This is a genomic window from Paenibacillus sp. S02, assembly GCF_019454065.1.
GTDB lineage: Bacteria > Bacillota > Bacilli > Paenibacillales > Paenibacillaceae > Paenibacillus > Paenibacillus polymyxa_B.
Genome location: NZ_CP073682.1, coordinates 681932 through 699080, shown reverse-complemented (window position 1 = coordinate 699080; position 17149 = coordinate 681932). Strand labels below are relative to the sequence as shown.

14 protein-coding genes are annotated in these 17149 nt (G+C 42.8%); 5 read left to right on the top strand and 9 right to left on the bottom strand.

The features are described 5' to 3' along the window. Nucleotides 1–137: 137 nt before the first annotated feature. From KAI36_RS03140 to KAI36_RS03130, 3 genes are read left to right on the top strand one after another with little or no spacing between them, the layout of a single operon-like run. Nucleotides 138–1817 carry a spore germination protein gene (locus tag KAI36_RS03140; RefSeq protein WP_220026919.1) on the top strand — a complete coding sequence of 560 codons (1680 nt, stop codon included), beginning with the start codon at nucleotides 138–140 and terminating at the stop codon, nucleotides 1815–1817. A 24-nt stretch (nucleotides 1818–1841) separates the two neighbouring features. Beyond that, nucleotides 1842–2945 carry a GerAB/ArcD/ProY family transporter gene (locus tag KAI36_RS03135; protein ID WP_220026918.1) on the top strand — a complete coding sequence of 368 codons (1104 nt, stop codon included), beginning with the start codon at nucleotides 1842–1844 and terminating at the stop codon, nucleotides 2943–2945. Further along, nucleotides 2938–4131 carry a Ger(x)C family spore germination protein gene (locus KAI36_RS03130; protein ID WP_220026917.1) on the top strand — a complete coding sequence of 398 codons (1194 nt, stop codon included), beginning with the start codon at nucleotides 2938–2940 and terminating at the stop codon, nucleotides 4129–4131. The genes KAI36_RS03135 and KAI36_RS03130 overlap by 8 nt, the downstream gene beginning before the upstream one ends. 123 nt (nucleotides 4132–4254) lie before the next feature. Here KAI36_RS03130 and treR read toward each other — a convergent pair whose 3' ends face one another. The 4 genes from treR to KAI36_RS03110 form a co-directional block, all read right to left on the bottom strand. Further along, nucleotides 4255–5004, bottom strand: a complete 750-nt coding sequence (treR, locus tag KAI36_RS03125; RefSeq protein ID WP_025719980.1) for a trehalose operon repressor — start codon at nucleotides 5002–5004, stop codon at nucleotides 4255–4257. 74 nt (nucleotides 5005–5078) lie between these two features. Continuing rightward, on the bottom strand, nucleotides 5079–7037 hold the full coding sequence (gene treP / locus KAI36_RS03120; RefSeq protein WP_220026916.1) for a PTS system trehalose-specific EIIBC component: 1959 nt from the start codon (nucleotides 7035–7037) through the stop codon (nucleotides 5079–5081). A 91-nt stretch (nucleotides 7038–7128) separates the two neighbouring features. Next, nucleotides 7129–8868, bottom strand: a complete 1740-nt coding sequence (treC, locus tag KAI36_RS03115; RefSeq protein ID WP_220026915.1) for an alpha,alpha-phosphotrehalase — start codon at nucleotides 8866–8868, stop codon at nucleotides 7129–7131. 273 nt (nucleotides 8869–9141) lie between these two features. Further along, the gene (locus KAI36_RS03110; protein ID WP_220026914.1) at nucleotides 9142–9723 is read right to left on the bottom strand and encodes a LysE family transporter; all 582 of its coding nucleotides are present in this window, start codon (nucleotides 9721–9723) and stop codon (nucleotides 9142–9144) included. 114 nt (nucleotides 9724–9837) lie between these two features. On the opposite strand from KAI36_RS03110, the gene KAI36_RS03105 reads away from it, so the two are divergent. Continuing rightward, nucleotides 9838–10389 carry a helix-turn-helix domain-containing protein gene (locus tag KAI36_RS03105; RefSeq protein WP_220026913.1) on the top strand — a complete coding sequence of 184 codons (552 nt, stop codon included), beginning with the start codon at nucleotides 9838–9840 and terminating at the stop codon, nucleotides 10387–10389. Nucleotides 10390–10546: 157 nt separating this feature from the next. On the opposite strand, the gene KAI36_RS03100 is transcribed toward KAI36_RS03105, so the two are convergent. Next, a complete protein-coding gene (locus tag KAI36_RS03100) occupies nucleotides 10547–11107 on the bottom strand; it encodes a sugar O-acetyltransferase (RefSeq protein WP_220026912.1) in 561 nt (186 codons plus the stop codon). Between the two features lie 166 nt (nucleotides 11108–11273). On the opposite strand from KAI36_RS03100, the gene KAI36_RS03095 reads away from it, so the two are divergent. Beyond that, the gene (locus KAI36_RS03095) at nucleotides 11274–11687 is read left to right on the top strand and encodes a MerR family transcriptional regulator (protein WP_220026911.1); all 414 of its coding nucleotides are present in this window, start codon (nucleotides 11274–11276) and stop codon (nucleotides 11685–11687) included. A gap of 128 nt (nucleotides 11688–11815) precedes the next feature. Here KAI36_RS03095 and KAI36_RS03090 read toward each other — a convergent pair whose 3' ends face one another. The 4 genes from KAI36_RS03090 to KAI36_RS03075 all read right to left on the bottom strand — a co-directional run bounded on the left by KAI36_RS03090 (nucleotide 11816) and on the right by KAI36_RS03075 (nucleotide 17078). Beyond that, nucleotides 11816–12385, bottom strand: coding sequence for a sugar O-acetyltransferase (locus KAI36_RS03090; protein ID WP_276572457.1), 570 nt, complete (start codon nucleotides 12383–12385; stop codon nucleotides 11816–11818). Nucleotides 12386–12405: 20 nt separating this feature from the next. Then, complete coding sequence (locus KAI36_RS03085) at nucleotides 12406–13614, bottom strand: MFS transporter (RefSeq protein WP_375162979.1); 1209 nt, start codon at nucleotides 13612–13614, stop codon at nucleotides 12406–12408. A 244-nt stretch (nucleotides 13615–13858) separates the two neighbouring features. Next, on the bottom strand, nucleotides 13859–16204 hold the full coding sequence (locus tag KAI36_RS03080) for a glycoside hydrolase family 2 TIM barrel-domain containing protein (protein ID WP_220028037.1): 2346 nt from the start codon (nucleotides 16202–16204) through the stop codon (nucleotides 13859–13861). 79 nt (nucleotides 16205–16283) lie between these two features. Continuing rightward, nucleotides 16284–17078, bottom strand: a complete 795-nt coding sequence (locus KAI36_RS03075) for a Nif3-like dinuclear metal center hexameric protein (RefSeq protein ID WP_220026910.1) — start codon at nucleotides 17076–17078, stop codon at nucleotides 16284–16286. Nucleotides 17079–17149: the final 71 nt, after the last annotated feature.

The window sequence follows — 17149 nt, the reverse complement described above, 5'->3', positions numbered from 1 at the left end:
AGAGTTTTCCGCCAAAATACGAAGAGACCACAAGTCAACATACCGTTTAATGAGTAAATACAACCTTTATAAGGAATACTTTAGGAACAACTTGTATCTTAAGGAAAAATGAATTGAAACCTATGGAGGTGATCATCATGTGGTCTAAAATAATTTCTTATATTCCAAGCTGGATTACACTCTTTCAAGCAGGCCTCGCGTTGATTATTCCTTTAGGAATGTTTTATATAAACACATCGATTTATTCGTTTGTCGGCAGTAAGGGAGCAAAATCCAAACATTCTTCTGATCGTCCGCTTTCCGACGAACATAACGAAGGCCACACTGATCAACAGCATGAGCCAAGCTCCAAAATTACAGGGAATTATGATTCCGACTTAAAGTCGATCCAAGAGGCTATAGGCGAGAATAGTGATGTGCATTTTCGTGAGTTTGTAGTAAAGAAATATCATGCACGGTCCGTGTTAGTCTTCATAGATGGTATGCAGGATGAAAAGCTAATGAGCAAGCAGGTATTGGAGGTCTTGATGTTTGACGGCCAGCAGGCCCCACAGGAACAGCAGGAAAGTATAAATAGCTCTTTTATAAAAGAAAGCTTAATGCCGCTTACGCAAATTAGTGAAGTTACTGATATGGAGGACCTGCAGGAGTCTATACTTTTAGGGCATACTGCCTTATTAATTGAAGGAATGAAGGGAGCACTGCTGGTAGGCTCGCCTAATGGCGCCATTCGCTCCGTCAATGAACCAACCTCTGAAGCATTACTTCGGGGTCCCAGGATCGGTTTTACGGAGGTATTAAGTGAAAATACTTCGATGCTTCGACGCCAAGGCATAAACAAAAGTCTGGAAATGAAGAAATTCCAAGTGGGAAGCCGAATCAAAAAAGATCTGGTTGTCGCGTACATCAAGGATATTGTGAATCCGGATCTCCTCGAAGAAGTAAACAGCAGAATTTCAAAAATAGACATGGACTTTTTAGCTGAATCCGGTTATGTGGAGCAACTTATTGAAGACAATTATTTAAGTCCGTTCCAGCAGGCCCACAACACTGAGCGCCCCGACCGTGTCATGAGTGCCTTGTTGGAAGGAAGAGTAGCGATTCTGCTGGATGGTACTCCCTTTGCACTTATTGTTCCGGTGACCTTCAGTATGCTACTCCAATCTCCCGAGGACTATTATGAGCGCTGGATTCCAGGGACACTTTTACGCGTGTTGCGATTTTTCGGAGCATTTATAGCGCTTATGGGTCCTGCTTTATATATCTCTTTTATATCGTTTCATCCCGGTTTGATTCCAACCAAGCTGATTATTAGCATCATCCAGACCCGTCAAGGCGTTCCTTTTCCATCTGTCATAGAAGTTATGATTCTGGAAATTTCTATCGAAATCCTGCGGGAAGCTGGCATACGATTGCCCAAGCCTATTGGTCCTGCCATGGGCATTGTGGGAGGCTTAGTCATCGGCGATGCTGCTGTCAATGCGGGCATTGTTAGTCCGTTCCTGGTGATTGTGGTTTCGGTTACTGCCATCTCTTCGTTTTCGATACCGACATATAGTGCGGGCATTACCCTGCGTCTTTTGCGTTTCGTCGGCATGCTCTTTGCAGCAATCCTGGGCATGTTCGGAACCATATTGTTCTTTCTGTTAATTTGTATCCATCTGACGAAATTAAAAAGCTTTGGCGTACCGTATGTGACTCCCTTCTCCCCTATGCGCCCAAGCGACTGGAAGGATGTGTACATTCGAGCCCCTATATCTCTGATGAAACGAAGACCCGTTATGATGAAAACTCAGCAAAGCAAGCGCAAATCATAGCACCCGGAGGAAGGAGGAATGATTGTGTTTAGACGTTCTGATGATAAGATTACATCCAAACAGGCGGCAGTATTCCTGACCAATACGGTATTAGGCGCAGGGATTTTGACACTGCCGAGAGGTGTAACTGACACGGTAAAGACTCCTGATGCATGGCTTTCTGTCCTTCTCGGCGGATGTATTGTCATATTCGTGATCCTGCTCATGGTAAAATTAAGCCAACAATTTCCCGGAAATACTGTGTATCAATACTCCAGGAGAATCGTCGGTATCATTCCGGGAGGATTTTTAAGTCTATTATTAATCATATACTTTATCATCATCGCCGGCTTTGAGATTCGTGTTTTAGCTGAAGTGACGATTTATTTTTTGCTTGAAGGGACACCCATATGGGCAATTGTGATTCCATTCATCTGGGTGGGAAGTTACCTGGTTTTTGGAGGTATTAATCCCATTGCGCGGTTATACCAGATTGTGCTCCCGATCAGTCTCTTCTTTTTACTGATCTGTTTTGTCCTTAGCCTAAGGATCTTTGAAATTGACCATCTTCGTCCTGTATTGAGTAACGGTATTCTTCCAGTAATTAAGGGGCTAAAGTCGACTGTCCTTGTTTTCACTGGATGTGAAGTCATCATGACACTGGTCGCTTTCTTGCAGTACCCTGAAAAAGCCGTAAAGGCCATGGTAGTGGGAATCAGCATCCCTTGGGTATTATACTTTTTGACAGTAGTTATGGTAGTTGGCGGGTTATCGGTGGACTCTACTATAACAAGTACCTGGCCCACCATTAATTTAATGCGCAGCTTTGAAATCTCCGGATTTCTTTTTGAACGTCTTGAGTTTCCGTTGCTGGTAATCTGGATGATGCAAATGTTTTGTAATTTCTGCAGTTTTTTCTTCAATGCATCCTTAGGTGTCTCACAGGTATTTGGCCTTAAATATCGTTATGCGATTTTTGGCTTAATCCCAATTATCTTTATCTCCACAATGACTCCTGTTCGTATGATGGAAGTGTTTAGCCTAGGCGATGCGATCGGATACATGGGAATCATTTTATTTTTTCTGGTCCCGGTACTTCTCTCCATCGTTTTCATGATCAGGAAGAAGGGAATGAAGCAAAATGTATAGGAAACAAATCCTATCTTTGCTGCTTGCCTTCATTCTCCTGGTAACTCAAGCCGGTTGCTGGAGCAGCAGAGAAATAGAAGAATTAAGCATGTATACAGGACTGGCTCTGGATAAGGGTGAGCCCAGCACAGTGGAAAAGGACCTGGAAAAGGAAGGCAGCCATTACTTCAAGAAAAATAAAATTACTGCCACTGTGCAAATCGTCCCCAAAAAGACTTTTGGAAACGTGGCAAAACAAGGCGGGGGACAAGGGCCAAACTATATTAATATAGCTGCCACCGGGGATTCTTTACTTGAAATCTTCCGGCAATTATCCCTCCGTCTGGATCGCCCGATTATTGGTCACCATCTAAAGGTCATGGTGGTTTCCACCAAATTGGCAGAACAACAGACGATGCAGCAATTGATGGATTTTGTGCTTCGTGATAATGATATTCGTCCGAGTTGTTTTGTTTTCTTAAGTAAGGAACGTGCAGCTGATACCTTAGTTACCAAATATAAGGACGAGGTCCCATCCATTCATATTCTGTATATGCTTCGTAATCATTTCAGAACCAGCAAGGTGATGAGGGGAGTCAATTTGTCTGAATTGGATGGGTTGATGCACTCAAAAAAAAGCTATATATTGCAAAACATTTCTGAATCCGATGGAGAATTAGAATTTTCGGGTGCTGGTGTTATTAAAGGAGACACCGGTCACTGGATCGGTAGTTTGGGACAACAAGACGTAGAGAGCATTGCATGGATTAAAGGTGATGTTGAGGGCGGAGCTGTCAAAACGTATGACAAGCGGAATGAAGCTATAACTTATGAGATCAAATCGGTAAAAAGCAAAATAACAGCTAAGGTGACCGAGGGTAACGATATCTCGTTTCACGTAAAAATTGAATCCAAAGGACGTTTAATCGAAAACTGGGATGAGAAAGTGAACCCGACTGAGACACGAAACATGAAAGAGGCTGAGAAAGAATTTGAAAAAGAAGTGACTAGAAGGATTAAGTCTCTTATGCACAAATTACAATCAGAATATAAAGTCGATGTCGCCAGTTTTGGCGAACGTTTAAATATTGAGCAGCCTCAAGTGTGGAAAAAAGTAAAGGATGATTGGGATTACAAATTCAGCAAAATCCCCGTAACCTTCGATATAAAATTATCCATTACGGATTTAGGCTCATCTGCTGAATGATTATAATCCACTCCAGAGTTCCCTCTAGTGTAAAAAAAGAAACCCTCTCTTCAAAAGACAGGGTTTCTCCACAACTGTGGGCTATTCCAACTCATTGCTCTTTCTTATATCTACTCTAATCGGTCAGCTTAAGAAATCAGTTTTTTTCTCTTCACCGTGGGAACGTCTAGCAAAGTCAACAAATTGGAATTTGTCCAGCCGATGCCTTGACTCGGTATACTGGAACAAGGTGGTGTCCTCCAGATAAACATAGTTACGTACTACGACCACATGTGTGTAGTTCTGAAGGTCCATCAGCCTATGATCTTCTTCATCTGCATTTTCTACGGAAACGACTTTTTTGGCATAACTGATTTGAAGATGGAGCTCTCCCTCCAAATATTCGTAGATGGATCCACGACTAATTTCCTCGGTAAGCACAGGTACAATATCTGATCGAAAGTAATCTTTGTCCAGTATGACGCATTCACCTTCAATCTCACGCGCACGAATAACTTTCCAGACCAAGTACTTGTCTTTGTCAATCTCAAGATGATTGGCTATGTCATCTGGAACTGGAATTAGCTGATTTTCATGTACAATTGTTCGTGATGTACGCCCAATCCGTTCAGACATTTCCTTGAAACTGACCAATCCCCCTATAGGGAAATCCATCCGTCCAATATCCAGAACAAAAGATCCTTTAGCTTTTATTTTATGGATATACCCATTTTGGGCAAGCAAGTGAAGTGCCTTACGCACGGTTTCGCGAGAAGTGTTATACTCTCGGGCCAGTTCATTTTCAGATGGCATTTTCGTGCCTGGGGCCAATTCACCTGTCTGGATTCGTCCCGAGTACTCCTGATAAATTTGCAAAAATATATTCTTTGTCAATTTTCATCACCACGTTCATTGTAGCATCCTTTCACTTCCTGTTCACTAAAATAGGCTGTGCGAATGAATCGGACTTAATTCGTATTGTCTGATGAAGAATTCAAATGAATTCTCATTAAGGTGTACTGCAAATCGTCTGCCTCACCTGGCAGTTCCTCAACTGATTCAATCATGCTCTGACCATCCGGGACAATGACTGGTGTAATAATGGGGTATCCCGATTTCTGAATCAGCTCACGGTCAAATTCCATCAATAGTTGTCCTTGCTCTACGGTTTGACCTGTCTCCACATGCATGGTGAATCCTTCCCCCTTCAGGGACACCGTGTTGATTCCCACATGTACCAGAATCTGCACACCTGTCGGATGCTCCAAGATCAAGGCATGCTTGCTTTTCACCATGATGTGAATGACTTGCCCACTGAAAGGGGCAAGAATTTTGCCATCCCTCGGTTCCACTGCTATACCTTGACCCATCTGCCGTTCAGCAAAAGCCGGATCAGGTACCTGGTCCAACGGTACAATACGTCCTCGTACGGGAGTTCTCACTTCAAGCACATCTAGTGCGGTATTTTGCGGAAGCGAATCTTTCCGTACGGAATCATTGGCTGGTGCAGCCTGACGGCGCTTATTTAGCAGTTTCCCATACATGAAGGTTAAAGCGAACGGCACAATTAACACGATCGCCATCCCGATGAAGAATACACCCCAGTTGTTTGGGAAAATAGACAAGAAGCCTGGAATTCCGCCCACACCAATGGAAGAAGCCATCACATGATTTACGGTAAGCAATATACCTGCAATACCGGAACCGACCATTCCGAATACAAACGGATATTTATATCGGATATTCACCCCGAATATGGCAGGCTCGGTTACACCCAGAAATGCAGACACTGAAGAGGTAAGAGCCAATCCTTTGCCCTTTTGCTCCTTCAATACCAGCATCATTGCCAGTGCTCCGGCACCCTGAGCGATATTGGACAGCGCCAGCATCGGCCAGAGGAACGTTCCACCCTGCGTACCAATTAATTGCACGTCCACCGCCAGGAAAGTATGGTGCATTCCCGTAATCACGAGCAAGGAGTAAAAGCCTCCATAAATCAGACCTCCCAGCGCAGGAGCCAAATCGAAAACGTATACAAGACCAGACGTAATAGCATTACCAATCATAAAAGTAACCGGACCGATCACTGTAAAAGCCAGAAATCCCGTTATTAATAATGTAATCGGTGCTACAAGTAACAGTTTAAATGAATCCGCTATCTTCTTATTAAGGAATTTCTCCATTTGCGCGAGCACGTAAGCGGATACTAAAACGGGTAAAACCTGTCCTTGATAACCAATCTTGTTCACTTCCCACCCAAACAAATTCCAAACCGGAACAGTTCCTTTGGTAACGGCATCCGCATAACCGTATGCACTTAGCAGATCCGGATGAACCAGAATCAAGCCCAGTACGATCCCGAGTAAAGGGCTGCCGCCAAACCGGACAACGGCCGACCATCCAATTAAGGCAGGTAGAAATGTAAATGCGGTGCTGGCAATGGTGTTAATGATAGCAGCAAAGTCGGTCCATTGAGGATAGACCTGAACCAGAGCCATTCCTTCGAAGAAGATTCCCTTGCCTGTCAAAATATTATTTATTCCAAGCAATAAGCCTGCAGTCACGATTGCGGGCAAGATGGGGATAAAAATATCTGCCAGCGTCTTGATGGCACGCTGAATTGGATTTTGTTTTTTGCTTGCCGCATTTTTGACATCGTCTTTAGAAGCCCGACTACCTCCTGTAATGGAGATCATTTCGTCATATACTTTATCCACCAGACCTGGGCCAATCACGACCTGATACTGTCCTTGTGAAGAAAATTGGCCTTTGACCAGATCATTTTGTTCAAGTGCATCTTTATCAACCAGCTTATCATCATAAAGGGCAAATCGCAGACGAGTTACGCAATGCGTAGAGGCCTCTATGTTGTCTTTGCCACCAACGGCTTTTATAATGTCTTCTACCTGTGATCTTTCAATCGCCATTTAGCCCACTCCCTTAACGTTTGCTCATTTTAAAGCAGCAACCCCGGTTATCAAAGATAACGTGCCCGGGGTGCTACTAGATGTCTCCATACTATTCACTAAGGCTACGAACCATCCACATATATGAAGCATATGGGGTTAAAGAGATCACTTGTTTTAGCTCTGGGGCGTGCTGGGTATTACCAATTAAGAGCTCAGCCGCATCCAACGCTTGATTTTTTAAATGTGAATAAAATGAATCCGGTATACGGAATTGCGCATCCTGTCCGCTAAAATTGGAAATGACGATCAAAGTCTCCTGTTCATTGCTGCGTTGATAGGCGTAGACCTGAGGATGAGCTTCGTCCAAGCGTTGATAATTCCCATCCGTAATGACTTGCACCGTCTTACGCAGATGAATTAGCTTACGGTAATGGTGATAGATAGAGTTCGGGTCCTCTAGCTGAGCCTGAACATTAATCTGTGGATATCGTTCATCTACCTTAATCCACGGAGTACCTGTAGTGAAGCCCGCATTGCGAGTGCTATCCCACTGCATCGGTGTTCTCGAATTATCACGAGACCGCTCTCGAATAATATTCAATGCTTCTTCTGCACTTTTGCCTTGCTCCTGTAAGATACGATACATATTCAGAGATTCAACATCCCGAAACTCTTCAATGTCTGCCCACTGCGGGTTAGCCATCCCAATCTCTTCACCTTGAAATATATAAGGCGTTCCTTGAAGACCATGTAGCGTGGTTGCCAGCAGCTTGGCGCTTTCCGCATGGTATTCGCCGTCATCCAAAAAGCGAGAGATCGCTCTTGGCTGATCATGATTATTAAAAAACAATGCACTCCAGCCGCCACCCTGTTGCATGCCCGTTTGCCAATCCGAGAATAGCTTTTTCAGCATTTCAAAATCATATGGCATGAGTTCCCACTTTTGTCCATTTGGATAATCCACCTTCAAATGATGAAAATTAAAGGTCATGGACAATTCTTTTCTCTCTGGATTGGAATAACGGATGCAGTGATCCAATGAGGTGGAGGACATCTCACCCACAGTGACGCTATTCTGTTTGGCAAATACTTTCTCATGTAACTCATGGATGTATTCATGCACATGTGGACCGTCCGTATAATACTTGCGTCCGTCGCCAGGAGCTGTGCTCCCATCATCGTTCGAGAATTGTTGATCTTTGGAGATCAAATTAATGACGTCCAGTCGGAAACCACTAACTCCCTTCTCAGCCCAAAATTCCAGCAGATTGACAACTTCCTGACGGACTTTGGGATTTTCCCAGTTTAGATCCGCCTGAGTCTTATCAAACAGTGTCAGGAAATATTGGCCTGTTGCCTCGTCATATTGCCAAGCTGGTCCACCAAATTTGGAAACCCAATTGTTCGGAGGTCCACCATCGGGTGCTGGATCACGCCAGATATAATAGTCCCTATACTCACTATCCTTAGAAAGCCGTGCCTCCTGAAACCAGACATGTTCTGTGGAAGAATGGTTAACCACAATGTCGATCATTAAGTACATCCCACGTGCCCGGATTCCCTCGCTGAATTCTTCAAAATCCTGCATTGTTCCATAATCCGGATTAATCCGGCAATAATCGGCTACATCATACCCGTTATCACGTTGTGGTGAGACATATACAGGCTGCAACCAGACAATATCGACACCCAGTTTTTTTAAATAATCCAGCTTTTGCGTCAGTCCTCTTATATCGCCGGTTCCTTTGCCCGTCGTATCGTTAAAACTTTTGGGATAAACCTGATAGACCACTGATTTACGCCACCAGTCCTTATCTTGAGGAATTAAAGTCTTGTTCATTGCTTCCATTCATGCTCATTCCTTTCTTGCGAAATGAAGTAGCGCAAAAAATAATATAACGCTTTCAATATCTTGTATATACAAGATTAAGTCATGTATATACAAGTTGTCAACAGCTTTATCTATTAAGGTAATACCCGTTTTACAGCTAAATGATCAGGAGACTCATCCATTCTGTCCGATTGTATGTTATGACTCGTAGAATAAGCTCAATTCACACGAAAAAAAGGCTCCTGCCTATAGTCAGGAACCTTTCTTTTCTATGATGAATAAGGTACTCATTTACATCCATATCGATAGTGCACTATAAAGGAGCAATAAGGACATTATGATATTGAAGGAACGCTCATGCTTATTCAAGAAACGTTGAAACACAGCGCCAAAAATCGCCCAGCTCACTACAGCTACAAAACCAATACAGGTCAGGAGTAATGAAATCGTAATAAGCTCTATATACGATACATCATAAGGCATTACAAACGTTGAAATGACCGTAATACCATACAAAATGACTTTTAAATTGATAAATTGCAGCAGCAATCCTGACTTGAAGGTATATCCTTCATTGTGATCATTATTTTTCGCAGAAGGTTTGCTCTTAGCTATTTTTACTGCCAGATAAAGCATGTACAGACTACCCAGTACATTCATCCAGATTTTAACCCGTGGCAAAAAATGATACAAAGCAAGATTGAAATAGCAGGCTAATAGCATAATAGCGAAACAGCCAGCTGTTACTCCCAGCAAAAATGGGAATGCTTTTTTCAAACCTAACCGCCTGGCACTGTCTAAAGACATAATATTGTTGGGACCTGGCGTAAAGCTGGTAACAAGTGCATAAGAAAGGAACGGAATAAACGGCATACAATAATCAACTCCAGTGTGTTATAATTGAATGAAATGTACGTTGAAACGCACGTTTGTACTTCATGATTGTACATTATGTTCTTTATATAGCACAATAGGGAGCGAAGAATTATGGAGAATATTAATCTAATTTTAAGTAAAAATCTAAAACATCTAAGAAATGAAAGAAAATTGAGTTTAGATAAATTAGCTGATCTGACGGGGATCAGTAAAACGATGCTCGGTCAGATTGAGCGGGGAGAATCTAATCCCTCGATTACAACCGTATGGAAAATTGCGAACGGCTTGAAAATCTCTTTCACTGCTCTGATTAACGAACCACCTGTAGATGCGGTAGTCGTTCCTAAAAGCAAAGTACACGTGCTTGAAGAAAGCAATCACTATCGCTTGTATCCGTTTTTCCCCTATGAAGGAAACAGAAATTTCGAGGTCTACACCGTAGAGATTGAAGCAGGCGGGGAACTAAGTTCAGCCCCACACCGTGAGGGTACTGAAGAATTTATTACGGTATTTGAGGGTGAAATGGTGGTAAAAGTCAGTGAGGAAATGTACACGGTGAAAGCCGGAGATTCGATCCGGTTTAAAGCAGACCGCCCACACATTTACTATAATCCAGGAGAAACACTAATCCGGATGAATATGATTATTTATTACTCTGTATAGTCCACCATGAGATCCTAAGTATTCAGCTACATTAGGGGGAAAATTCTCGTTCAGACATTGCAATATCGGTAAATAAAAGAAACCCATAGGCTGCTCAGTATGCGCCGCCTACGGGTAGTAACGTTCTTGTTAAATACACATTTACAGAGATCGGAACTTACGATTCCAGCTCTTTAATCACTTTTGCCGGCACGCCTCCTACAACGCAGTTATCAGGGATATCTTTGGTTACAACAGCGCCCGCACCAACAATTACATTACTCCCTATAGTTACGCCTGGAAGAATCACGCAATTCGCGCCGATCCAAACATCATCACCGATCACTACAGGTCTTGTAATGGACAACTTTTCCCTTCTTCCTTTAGCGGTCATTGGGTGATTCACTGTAGAGATCGTACAGTTAGGGCCGATCATGCAATAGTCACCAATGGTTACTTGAGCAACATCAAGTATTGTAACATTGTAATTAGTAAGAAAGTCTTTTCCCACCTTGATGTTTTTGCCTACATCGCAATTGAAAGGCGGCTGTATATACACATTAGCACCGCATGAGCCAAACAATTGCTTAATCACTTTATTTTGTTCTTCCAGATTTGCAGTATCTATCTCATTAAATTTTTTGCACAGACGGGTTGCATTCTCTTTCATTGCAGCAATCTCTGGGTCTAGAAAGCAGAATGCTTCACCTGCAAGGTATTTTTGCTTTTCGGTTTTCATATGACTACCTACCTCCTTCAAAAATTCTATTCATCTAATGCTAAGCCTTAGAGAACACTCTAAGTCAAATAATTAATTGTGAATTTTCTAGTTTTTTGGATATTTTTTTGACTTAGAGTTAACTCTAATCTATATAATAATCTTCATAAAAGAGGAGGGTTATACATTGGGATACACAATTAGTGAGGTAGCTGATAAGACTGGATTAACTGCACACACATTGCGGTTTTATGACAAAGAAGGCTTGTTGCCTTTTGTGGACCGTAATAAGACAGGAAACAGAGATTTTAAAGAAAGTGATTTTGAGTGGCTTGCTGTTATAACATGTTTAAAAAAAAGCGGTATGCCTATAAAAAGAATTAAACAGTTCATTGATTGGTGTATGGAAGGAGACCCTACTCTATATCAACGGCTTGAAGTGTTTGAAACACATAAAAGGGCCGTTATAGAGAAAATCACAGAACTAGAGAAATACATGGAAAAAATAGATTACAAGATTTGGTATTATAAAACAGCTATTAATGCTGGAACAGAGGCGGTGCACTCTCAACAAACCTGTGCTTTGGCAGAGGATAATTAGAAATGAGTAATGTATCATCACCAATCAGGTTATTTCTCACCCCCTCTAAGAAGAGTTATGGAACCTTCTTGGAGGGAGAGTGCTATACTTTCAGAATAGAGAAGATGATCCCACACATTGTATGCTGTTTAGGAGATTTTAATTTGCTTTATCACTCGTGCTGGATTTCCAGCTACAACCATATTATCAGGAACATCTTTGGTTACTACTGCTCCTGATGCCACTACGACATTATTACCTATCGTAACACCGGGATTAATAACTGCTCTACCGCCGATCCATACATTGTTGCCAATCGTTACAGGTTTTCCATACTCTGGGCCAGCGATTCGTTCAAACGGATCTATGGGGTGAGTTGCTGTGTAAATATGGACTCCTGGAGCCAGGAAACAATTATCTCCAATGCGCACTTCGCAAACATCCAAAATGGTACAGTCAAAGTTGGCATAGAAGTTATTTCCAACATGGATGTTGTATCCGTAGTCACAACGTATGTTGGGTTCCATGCCTATATTTTCACCAGTTGATCCGAAAAGCTCCTTAAGTAACTTTTCACGGTACTCACGATCCGTCTCTGCCGTCTGATTAAAGAGACGTACACATTTTCTCGCATACTCTCTTTCTTGCGTTAATTGAGGATCAGCAGCTACATACAGTTCCCCATCCATCATCTTTTGTTTTTCCGTTTTCATAGTCATTGAACAATCCCCTTTATATTTTAATCTGATTTCTTTTCTTTCACCTCAATAGGTTGGGCTGCACCGGATATCCAACCAGCAACAATAACGCCAACAAGCACTACAATCAAGGCATGCAGAAGTCCAATATGTTCACCTAAAAACCCTAATCCTGGGGGACCTACTAAAAAGGCAATGTAACCGATCGTGGCTACGGCTCCAACCCGGATAGCTGCACCACGAGGGTCATCTCCGGCAGCAGATAAGCCCACAGGAAAACCAAGTGAGGCTCCAAGCCCCCATAATACGACGCCCAATCCGGCTATGAGGTAATGCTGTCCCCAGATCACTAGAATGATACCGATAGCAGCCAGGACAGCACTTCCTTTCAACACAGGGACACGGCCGTATTTATCCAGTATAAATCCGCCAGTAAAACGTCCAATGGTCATCGCTGCGACAAATAGTCCATACATATAGGAACCTGTTAAAGAATCCACGCCATAACCATCTACCATCGTTAGCGGTAGCCAGTCATTCGCAGACCCTTCTGCAAACGCCATACCTAACACGATGATACCGATCAATAAAATTCGTCTTTCTTTCCATACAGCAAGCTGCGCCTTGAGATTAGATCCAACCTTTTGAGTAGGAACTTCTTTCTCTATACCTGTATCGTGGGGCAGAAAACGATAAAAATAGAAAGTTACCGCTGCAATCATGGCAGCCATAGCTCCAAAATGGACCACAACAGGTATGTGTAGTGCTGCTGCTCCAGAACCGATGACTGCACCTACAAGTGTCCCCATACTAAATGAACCGTGGAAAGCCGGCAAAAGCGTTTTTTGCAATTGATTTTCTACCGCAGAACCTTCGACATTAAGAGCTACTTCTGCTGTCCCATAGCCACCTCCAAAGATGACCAAACCAGCAAACACGATGCTCGTGAGCGAAAATGCAGTTCCCAACCCTACAATGACAAAACCGATCACAATCAAAATCGCACTTCCCAAAATGACCGCCCGTCCACCTATACGAGAAATCATATTGCCTGCACTAAGTAGTCCCACTAAAGAACCTGCGGCTAATCCAAAAATTATAATTCCCATTTCGGCAGTCGAGACATGTAAAATATCCCGTATAATAGGCGTTCGAGACACCCAGGAAGCAAAAGCTATACCCGGTAAAGCGAATAACAAAAATAAAATGTTACGAATTACCCTGGGATTCATGGATGATTCTACTGGCATTCACTTATCTCCTTATCACCACTTTTTATTAATCTTTTAATAAGATATATTATAATTAGTCATTCTATTCGTATCCAAACTATTTGTCAAAAAGAGAATTATAGTCATAGATCGCTATTGACCGTCTGCTGTAAACATAAAAAAAGGTCTGAACAGGTAAGGCATAAGCACTCATCACCTATTCAGACCTTTTAATTAAACTATACAAGCTCTATACTGAATCAGCCTTGAATTATCATTTGGGTTATTCTTCTATTTTCAGTCTGGTTTCTCCCTGCAAATCTCCCTCTGCTGACGCTTGAAGCAACAACTCACCAGCTACATAACCGGATTGTACAACAACGAGACACCTTCCTCTGTGTGTTCGTCTCTCATTCCCCTTGAAGGATTCATCACTGGTAAGATCCCCATTGTCTATTCCAAGGATACGACCATCACCATGCAGTTTAAAGGTTACATCAAAATCCTGGCTAGGTACAATGATCCCGTTTGGGTCTATGACGGTTACTTCCACATGAGATATCTCATGCCCATCAGCAGGTAGAATTACCCGATCAGCCTCCAACTTTAGAGCATAAGGAAGCCCGGCAGTAGTCAATTCATGCTCACAAACCTTCTCGTTTCCATTACGACCTACAGCCCGGATTTTGCCCGGTGTATAGGGAAGCTCCCATAGGATTAAATGATTAGGGTAATCCACTAGCTTCCTCTCACCGTATGATTCATCATTCACGATCAATTCCACGCTCTCACAATTGGTGAAGGTAACCAACCGTATCAATTTTCCACCGTATTCAGGAAATGTCCAGTGATCTTCCATGGCCGGAGATTTCCAGTGCATCGTCCATGTCGGATTAAATTCCGATTTCATATGTTCGTTAAATGCGGCTATGTGCACAACAGGCTGATCAGACCATAAACTTTGTTGGAGATAAGATACTGGTTTGCGGAATCCGCAAGTATCAATCAGACCCGAAGACCACCCTTTGGAGGGATAGCTCGTTTCTCCCAAATAGTCAATTCCACTCCAAACAAATTGACCGATCACATAATCATGATTAGCGACATCAAACCAGGGATTTAGGGGCAAATAACCTTTAACACGGTTATCCTTACCCCGATAGTACGGGAACGTCTCGGTTCCAAGGATAAGCGTATCCGGCATGGCCGCTCTATAGTGCTCATACCATTGCTCCTGATAGTTTAACCCTAGAACATCCACTCGTTGTGCCAGCTGTTTGGTATGCTCCACTTTGGCCTCAATCGAACCATCACGCAGACTGATCGGTGTATTATGCGGCTCAAGCGCACATGTAACCGGTCGGGTTGGGTCTTTTTCATGGCAAAAACCCACGAGCTGCTCCAACATTTTTAGCATGGATGGCTGACCTTGGTTTTCCACTTCATTCCCAACGCTCCACATGAAAACACTGGGATGGTTCCTGTCTCTGAGCAACATTGCTTCCAGATCTTTTTCCCACCACTCATCATACAAATGCTCATAGAAAAGAGATTTCCATTTGTCAAAAGCTTCATCAACCACCAAGAACCCCATCTGATCACATAAATCTAATAATTCGGGCGCCATCGGGTTATGAGCAAAACGAATCGAGTTACAGCCCATTTCTTTCAGTCTCTGCAGCCTTCTCTTCATGGCTGCATCATGGTAAGCAGCCCCCAGACAGCCTAAATCATGGTGAATGCACACTCCCTTTAGCTTTAAGTTGCTTCCGTTCAGCAATAAACCTTTTTGTGTATCCAGCTTCACTTCTCTTATGCCAAAAGGAGTACAATAACGATCCACCTCTGTATTGTCGCAATAGATCGTCGTCTGGGCTTCGTAGAGCACTGGGTTGTCCGGTGACCATAGTTCTGGCTCTATAACTCGCGTTTTTTGCTCTATTTCCCTCGTTTTACAGCCCGAAAGAGTTACTCGGTTTTCCACTTTTCCTTTGGTCTGTCCCTGTGGGTCCAGCATTTCAGTCATAATCGTACACTCTACGTCATGCGCGTGATGATTAGTGACCTGGATTCTGGCAGTCACCTTGGCTTCATCTGGCGAAATTTCAGGTGTGGTAATGTAAGTCCCCCATTCGGTTATATGAATATAATCCGTACAAATCAGCCAAACATTACGATAAATACCGGCCCCCGAATACCATCTGTCAGGTGAAAGAATCGTATTGTCCACTTTGACGGCAATCACATTCTCCTCATCCCACCGAATATATGGAGTCAAATCATATTGAAAGCTAACATATCCATAGGGTCGCTTGCCCACAAAATGCCCATTGATCCAAACCTCACTGTTACTGTGAATGCCATCAAATTGTATGTATACGCGCTGTTTTGGAGAGGAGGGCTTCACATTAAAATGCTTTCTGTACCATCCGACAGACCATCTCGGCAAATAAGCTTGATTGCCACCATACAGCATATGTGGATCAAAGGACTTTTCAATGCTCCAATCATGAGGGACTTGAAGGAGCCGCCAATGATCATCGTTGTAGTCCATTTTCTCAGCACCTGCGTAATTACCTTCTATAAATTTCCAGTCTGTTTTGAACGGCATAATCACTCTGCTTCCCATCATCTTGCCTCCATTTCATAAAGTGGATGAACGGATATAACAACAGTGCGGGATAACCATCACAAAAAACGTGTTCTCATTACAATATTTGAAACACCGGGCGATCTTCAATAAAATGTACGGGGAGCATTGGAAATTGGGCGGAAAGTACATCTGCGAGATACTTCATCCCAGGTGCTTCACTTTCAGCATGTCCCAGCATGATAAGTGCTTTACTTTGCCCTTGATAGACAGCATCTTTAACATATTCTGGTGTTTCCCATTCTGGGCCCTCACCGGCAATGACTAAATCCACATTTTCATTTAGAAATAATGGAATGGCTAGTTCACCACCTCCCCTGTATCCTACTGAGATTCCCACTCGTTCACATGGTATGGAAACCTCGCCAGCCACCCGTACATAACGAATATGTAGTTTGGCTTTGATATATTCAGCGATCTCCTTAACTTCCATAGCCGGAATAGTCAAAATGGCGGCCGTCGGCTGCTGCTTCACAATGTAGTTGTGCCAGCCAAGCGCCTGAAGAAGCCCAACCATCACTCCATCCGGTTGATAACGATGTATGGTGTCATGAAACCGATAAATGCCTATATCTGCATCGGCAATGAGGCGAGATTTTTGCAAAAAAACAGGATCATGTAGTAAACATTCATGCATTCTCTGATGACTATAAAAGATACCTTCATGCGTAATGATAAAATTTGCACCTAGAGAAATAGCTTGTTCTATCACATACTGCGAAGCGGAGAAAGCGGTTACAATTCCTTGCACCTCAGTATCTATATATCCTGGGTCCAGCAGATCTACGGTGGTATTGGGTATGCTTATTCCCTTGGTCAGATGATTCACAATCTGACCCATAGTCATGGTCATACACGTTCCCTCCTCATGGATAATGCATATCAATTGTACCATTTTATCTCAATCATAAGTGCTATTCTTTC